This window comes from Polynucleobacter sp. 39-46-10, assembly GCF_002282275.1.
Window position 1 is genome coordinate 1 of record NZ_NCJB01000123.1, and the last position, 6,595, is coordinate 6,595.

Annotated in this window: 5 protein-coding genes; 3 read left to right on the forward strand and 2 right to left on the reverse strand. The window is 48.6% G+C overall.

Translation table 11 applies throughout. The features are described from left to right. The first annotated feature begins 67 nt into the window (after window positions 1-67). Genes polA through B7X71_RS10275 form a run of 3 tightly spaced genes read left to right on the forward strand, consistent with a single transcriptional unit; the run spans window position 68 to window position 4,587 of the window. Window positions 68-2,896 carry a DNA polymerase I gene (gene polA, locus B7X71_RS10265; protein ID WP_293598402.1) on the forward strand — a complete coding sequence of 943 codons (2,829 nt, stop codon included), beginning with the start codon at window positions 68-70 and terminating at the stop codon, window positions 2,894-2,896. Between the two features lie 15 nt (window positions 2,897-2,911). Next, the gene (locus B7X71_RS10270) at window positions 2,912-3,808 is read left to right on the forward strand and encodes a dienelactone hydrolase family protein (protein ID WP_293598398.1); all 897 of its coding nucleotides are present in this window, start codon (window positions 2,912-2,914) and stop codon (window positions 3,806-3,808) included. A 5-nt stretch (window positions 3,809-3,813) separates the two neighbouring features. Next, entirely contained in the window at window positions 3,814-4,587 is a 774-nt protein-coding gene (locus tag B7X71_RS10275) for a ZIP family metal transporter (RefSeq protein ID WP_293598399.1), read from the forward strand. Here B7X71_RS10275 and B7X71_RS10280 read toward each other — a convergent pair. Continuing rightward, window positions 4,584-5,414 carry a sulfurtransferase gene (locus tag B7X71_RS10280; protein ID WP_293598400.1) on the reverse strand — a complete coding sequence of 277 codons (831 nt, stop codon included), beginning with the start codon at window positions 5,412-5,414 and terminating at the stop codon, window positions 4,584-4,586. The two genes, B7X71_RS10275 and B7X71_RS10280, sit on opposite strands and share 4 nt — an antisense overlap. Window positions 5,415-5,451: 37 nt before the next feature. Then, window positions 5,452-6,558, reverse strand: coding sequence for an aromatic ring-hydroxylating dioxygenase subunit alpha (locus B7X71_RS10285; protein ID WP_293598401.1), 1,107 nt, complete (start codon window positions 6,556-6,558; stop codon window positions 5,452-5,454). Window positions 6,559-6,595: the final 37 nt, after the last annotated feature.

Below are 6,595 nucleotides of genomic sequence, written 5' to 3' on the forward strand. Positions count from 1 at the left end.
GGCCTCTTTTCAGGAGGATTTGAACCTGATCTGTAGGCAGTTAGCAACTAGATTGTACGATTGCGGTATGACTAAACATAGACTCTTGTTGGTAGACGGTTCTAGCTACCTCTATCGCGCCTTTCATGCCATGCCAGACCTCAGAAATGGGGCAGGCGACCCAACGGGGGCAATCTATGGGATGGTCAACATGATGCGCCGGGCTCGCTCGGAACTCAAGGCTGACCATATTGCCTGTGTTTTTGACGCCAAAGGCAAGACTTTCCGGGATGAAATGTACTCTGAGTACAAGGCGCACCGTTCTCCCATGCCTGAAGATTTGGTCAAACAGATTGAGCCGATCCATGCCATGGTGAAGGCCTTAGGCTGGCCAGTGCTGATGGTTTCTGGGGTTGAGGCTGATGATGTGATTGGTACCTTAGCTTGCCAGGCTACCCAAGCTGGCTGGGAAACCATTATTTCTACTGGCGATAAAGATTTAGCTCAGCTAGTCAATCTGTCAGTAACCCTAATCAACACGATGACCAATGAGAAATTAGACATCGATGGCGTGATTGCAAAATTTGGCGTACCTCCAGAGCGCATCGTAGATTACCTTTCGATTATTGGTGATGCGGTCGATAACGTGCCGGGTGTTCCGAAAGCTGGTCCTAAAACAGCTAACAAATGGTTGGCTGAGTTTGGCGACCTGGACAACTTGATGGCAAATGCTGATCAAGTGAAAGGTGTTGTTGGCGAGAATCTGCGAAACAGTTTGCAGTGGCTCCCACAAGCGCGCCAGCTTATTACCGTCAAAACGGATTGTGATTTATCTCCCCATCTGCCAGGCTTGGATGACCTGCATGCAAAACCAGAGGATGCGCCACTATTGCGTGAGTTGTTTGAGCGCTACGCATTTAAGACTTGGTTGCGTGATGTAGAGAAGCAGCTTGGTGGTGCGGCTCCTGAGACCGGTGGAGGTTTTGATTTGGCTGGAAGCCTCATCAAAAATATTGTTGAAGATAACGTAAAGGCAACAACCAAAAAGTTTGGCCCCACTGCTACAGAGGCGACAACTGCTTTATCGCAAGAAACAACTGATCTGCAAGGTGCAATTGAAAAACACTATGAATGTGTTGTCGACGAAGCAGCATTAGATCGCTGGATTAAAAAAATTGAAGGCGCCGATCTTACGGCGGTCGATACTGAGACTACTAGCTTAGATGCGCTTGTTGCAGAGCTTGTTGGTATCTCGCTTTGCGTGACTCCTGGAGAGGCTTGCTATATCCCAGTGGCGCACCGTAATGGAGAAACGCAACTGAGTCGCGAATTGGTCTTAGCGCGCATGAAGCCCTGGCTAGAAAGCGCTACCCATCTGAAAGTTGGGCAAAACCTCAAGTACGACAGCCATATTTTTGCGAACTATGACATCACCTTGCAAGGTATTGCGTTTGACACGATGCTGGAGTCTTATGTGCTTGAGTCACACATGCCACACAATATGGATAACTTAGCTGAGCGACATCTCGGCATGAAGACCATTAAGTATGAAGAGGTATGCGGTAAAGGGGTGCATCAGATTGGCTTTGATCAAGTTGATCTGAAGATCGCCACCGACTACGCGGCAGAAGATGCTGACATTACCTTACGTTTGCATCAAGTGCTATGGCCGCAAATTCAGGCAAGTCCAGGCCTTCTTTATGTTTATGAAAACATTGAGATGCCAGCAATGCGTGTATTGGGCATCATGGAGCGCAATGGTATTCGGATTGATTCAGCGCTGCTGTCCAAGCAGGGTCAAGAGGTTGGTAAGCGTCTCCTAGCTTTAGAGGCTGAGATTCACCAGCTTGCAGGGCAGCCATTCAACATTCAATCACCCAAGCAGATTGCAGAAATTTTGTTTGGACAGCTGGAGCTTCCAGTAATTAAGAAGACGCCATCGGGCGCACCATCTACTGATGAAGAAGTTTTGCAGAAGTTGGCTGAAGACTATCCTTTACCTGCGCGCATTCTTGACTACCGCAGTCTTGCTAAATTGATGTCGACCTATATCGAGAAGCTGCCCCGTATGGCAGACCCTAAAACAGGGCGCGTGCACACAAGCTTTTCTCAAGCTACTGCAGTGACTGGACGTTTGGCTTCAAGCGATCCGAACTTGCAGAATATTCCTGTGCGCACTGAAGAGGGTCGCCGTATTCGTGAGGCATTTATTCCGGCTGAAGGTTGCAAGTTGCTCTCTGCCGACTATTCCCAAATTGAATTGCGCATCATGGCGCACATTGCTGAAGATGAAAATCTACTAGCTGCATTCGCTGCAGGTAAGGATGTGCATCAAGCAACTGCCGCTGAGATTTTTGGTGTGCCGCTCGAGAGTGTCAATTCGGAGCAACGTCGCTATGCCAAGGTCATTAACTTTGGTCTGATCTACGGTATGAGTGCTTTTGGTCTAGCGGGTAACTTGGGTATCGAACGCTCGGCAGCCCAAAACTACATTGCCAAGTACTTTGATCGCTATCCAGGGGTGGCTCAATATATGGAGCGCACTCGCTTGGAGGCTAGAGAAAATGGCTATGTCGAGACAGTTTTTGGTAGACGTCTATGGCTGCCTGAGATTAAGGGTTCGAATGGTCCTCGTCGTCAAGGTGCCGAGCGGGCTGCGATTAACGCCCCCATGCAAGGAACTGCAGCTGACCTGATTAAATTGGCCATGGTTGCAGTCGAAAATTGGCTGGAAAAAGAGGGTCTCAAGACCCGTATGCTGCTCCAGGTTCACGATGAGCTGGTGTTTGACGTACCTTTGGATGAGTTGGAGCTCTTACAGGCAAAGTTACCTGACTTAATGTGCAAGGTGGCCGAACTGAAGGTTCCTTTGGTGGTTGGTATTGGGATTGGCGATAATTGGGAAGAAGCGCATTAAATCAGGAGACTAAAGATGACAACGAAAAAAGATCAGGATTCAAAAATGGTGTCTAGCGGTAGAAGGGGTTTTATGAAAGCCTCCGCCATTACTGCAACCACCATGGGGATTGGTTTTGTGGCCGCTTCAGAGCCTGTGATGGCACAAGCAATCGAAACCGATTTCACTGGCATTAAAGCGGGTGAGCAAATGATTCCGGTCGGCAGCTTTCAGATGCCGGCTTATGTTTCTCGCCCAGAAAAAGCTAAAGGAAAATTGCCGATTGTGATTGTGGCTAGTGAAATTTTTGGCGTACACGAATACATTGCCGACGTCACTAGACGCTTTGCTAAATTGGGTTACATGGCGATTGCTCCAGAATTCTTTATCCGAGCTGGCGATCCCAATACTTACGGAACTACTGCTGAGATCATGAGCAATATCGTTGCTAAGACCCCGGATTCTCAAGTCTTAAATGATTTACAGGCAGCTATTCAATGGGCTGGCAAAAATGGTGGAGACGTTAAGAAGGTTGGCGTAACTGGCTTCTGTTGGGGTGGTCGCATTACTTGGTTATCCGCCACACTTCCACAGGTACGTGCAGGTGTTGCTTGGTATGGTCGCTTGGTGGGTGAAAAGACCGAAGGCAATCCACGTCATCCAGTCGATATTGCTGCTGATCTCAAGGCCCCAGTTCTGGGCTTGTATGGTGGAGCGGATGCTGGTATTTCACTCGAAACTGTTGAGCAGATGCGTCAAGCGCTTGCGGCAGCAGCCCCGAAAAATCCAGCCGCTAAAGCCTCCCGTTTTGAAATTTATCCAGATGCACCCCATGGTTTTCATGCGGACTATCGCGCCTTATATCGCGAAGGCCCAGCGAAAGATGGTTGGGAAAAATGCATCGCCTGGTTTAAACAAAACGGGGTTGCTTAATTTTCATGTCAGTACTGCAAAGTATTTTATTAGTAACGGCGCTAGCGGGGACCGTTAGCGTTCTTGTTGCTGCTAGCTTTTCTTTGTCTTTGCTGTCGAAGATGGTTCACAGTATGGTCAGTGTGTCGGTAGGTATTTTGCTGGCCACTGCCTTGCTTCATTCTCTTCCTGAGGCATTTACGATGCCGGGCGTCAATCCTCAACTGCTATTTGCTACCTTGCTGGCAGGCCTCTTAGGATTTTTCTTGCTTGAGAAAATTGCTTTGCTGCGCCACAGCCATCATCACGAAGGCGATGGTCATGACCATCATCATGGTCACGATGCAGAGGTGGCGGGTCGCAGCGGTTGGATGATTTTAGTTGGTGATGGCCTGCACAATTTTGTTGATGGTGTGTTGATCGCTGCTGCATTCATGGCCGATTACCAAGTCGGCATCTTTACTGCGATTGCCATCATTGCTCATGAGATCCCGCAGGAGATTGGGGATTTCATCGTATTGCTGAATGCCGGATTCACTCGCACTCGTGCATTGATGTACAACCTGATTTGTGGTTTATCTGCAGTAGTGGGTGGGGTGTTGGCATATTTCTTCTTGGAGAAGGCGCATGCGGCAATGCCTTACTTGCTGGTGATTGCTGCAAGTGGTTTTATTTATATTGCCGTGAGTGATCTCATTCCGCAAATGCATCGACGCCCCCATTGGGCGGAATCCTTACGTCAAACGATTTTGATTGCTTGCGGTGTTGGCTTTGTAATCTTGCTTTCGCTGCTGCATTAAAGCGCGACTGGCCGGCTCGGGTCGGCACACCACTCACTCCAACTGCCTGCATATAGACGTGAGCCTTTAAGGCCCGCGATTTCCATTGCGAGGAGGTTATGGCAGGCAGTTACTCCAGAGCCGCATTGATGAATCACTTCAGAGGCTTTGGTTGAGCCCAGCAGACCTACAAAGTCTTTGAAAAGCTGTTCGGGTGCTTTGAAGCTTTTTCTGGAAAGATTTTCTCTGAAGCAATAATTGATCGCATTGGGGATGTGTCCGCCAACAGGATCTAAGGTTTCATTTTGACCATGGAAGCGATCATTTGCACGAGCGTCAACAACGACATTCATCTTGGCCTGAAGGTTGTGAACAACCTCCTCTACTATCACTAAGCCAACATAAGGCATTACAGGTACTGGCATTGTTGTTGGTTTCGCTTCACGCGGCAGTGTGCCAATCGGACCATTCCAGGCATCTAGGCCGCCATCTAAGACTTGGACATTGGCATGGCCAGTAGCTTTGAGCATCCACCATAAGCGACTGGCATATACAGAGCCCTGATTGTCGTAGGCAATCAATAAAGTATTGGAGTCAATGCCTAAGCGAGATTTGGTTTGTGCCCAAGCTTCAGGACTAGGCAGTGGGTGACGACCATTCTTACCCGTTTTTTCCCCGGATAAGTCATGGTCTAGGTCGACATAGAGGGCCCCAGGAATATGGCCCTCAAGATAAGATTTACGACCTGCCTGGGGATCCACTAAATCAAAGCGGCAATCACAGAGCAATACATTCTCACCACTGTTAATGATTTCTTCTAACTGATTTGCAGTAATGAGAGGCGTCATGTTGGCTTCCTGTTTAGAGCGAGTGAGTATTACTGAATTATGCGCCTTCGTAATTCATGGCGCGACGGTACCATTCATGAAAATGCTGCATGCCGTCTTCCATCGGGCTTTGATATGGCCCCACTTCATTTTGACCGCGTGCTAGTAGGGCGGCGCGACCAGCATCCATACGTTCTGCAATTTCATCATCCTCGATGCAGGTTTCCATATAGGCTGCACGCTCTGCTTCCACAAACTCACGCTCAAAGAGTGCGCTCTCTTCTGGGTAATAAAACTCGACGATATTGCGTGTTTTATTAGGGCCCATGGGATGCAATGTCGAAACGCATAAAACGCCTGGGTACCACTCCACCATGACATTGGGGTAGTAGGTAAGCCAGATGGCGCCATGGCGCGGTGTTTTGCCTTCATGGTGGCGTAATACCGCTTCATGCCACTTTTGATAAACCGGTGATCCTGGTTTCTCCAGGTTCTTGTGAATGCCAACAGTTTGTACGCTGTGCCAGTCACCGAATTCCCAACGCAAGTCTTCGCAAGAAACAAACTTACCTAAGCCTGGATGAAATGGCACAACGTGATAGTCCTCGAGGTAGACTTCAATAAAAGTCTTCCAGTTGTAATTACATTCATGAACTTCAACGTGATCGAGAACGTAACCCTCAAAATTCAGATCATCAGCGACGCCGAGTTTGGCAAGATCCGTGCGCACATCGCGCGGACCTTCAAACAAGAGTCCTTGCCAATTTTGCAGAGGTGACTTGCCTAGGTTGAGGCAGGGCTTATCTTCAAAATGGGGTGCACCCATTAGTTGACCATTTAAATCGTAGGTCCAGCGATGCAATGGGCAAACGATGTTGTCTGCTTTACCTTTGCCATTGAGCATGAGTGCTTGGCGATGACGGCAGACATTGGAAAGGAGTTCAACACCTTGGGAATTACGAACTAGCAAGCGACCCTCATTTTCTGAGGTCAATGTTTGGTAGGAGCCAATTTCAGGAACCATGAGTTCGTGACCAACATAGCCTGGGCCCTGCTTAAAAAGCAGTTCAATTTCACGCTGATAGAGATCAACGTCAAAATAGGCCGAAACCGGCAGTTGTAAATTGGACGGCGCAAGCTGCTGCGCGGTAGCCAGATTAGTCATTCTCCCCACCCCCGAAAACGTCAGCCGAAGCTAAGCG

What these genes read in the sequence shown, in the direction of transcription:
- B7X71_RS10280 (WP_293598400.1), bottom strand. Translation starts at nt 5,414, where the DNA reads ATGACGCCTCTCATTACTGCAAATCAGTTAGAAGAAATCATTAACAGT.
- B7X71_RS10275 (WP_293598399.1), top strand. Translation starts at nt 3,814, where the DNA reads ATGTCAGTACTGCAAAGTATTTTATTAGTAACGGCGCTAGCGGGGACC.
- B7X71_RS10285 (WP_293598401.1), bottom strand. Translation starts at nt 6,558, where the DNA reads ATGACTAATCTGGCTACCGCGCAGCAGCTTGCGCCGTCCAATTTACAA.
- polA (WP_293598402.1), top strand. Translation starts at nt 68, where the DNA reads ATGACTAAACATAGACTCTTGTTGGTAGACGGTTCTAGCTACCTCTAT.
- B7X71_RS10270 (WP_293598398.1), top strand. Translation starts at nt 2,912, where the DNA reads ATGACAACGAAAAAAGATCAGGATTCAAAAATGGTGTCTAGCGGTAGA.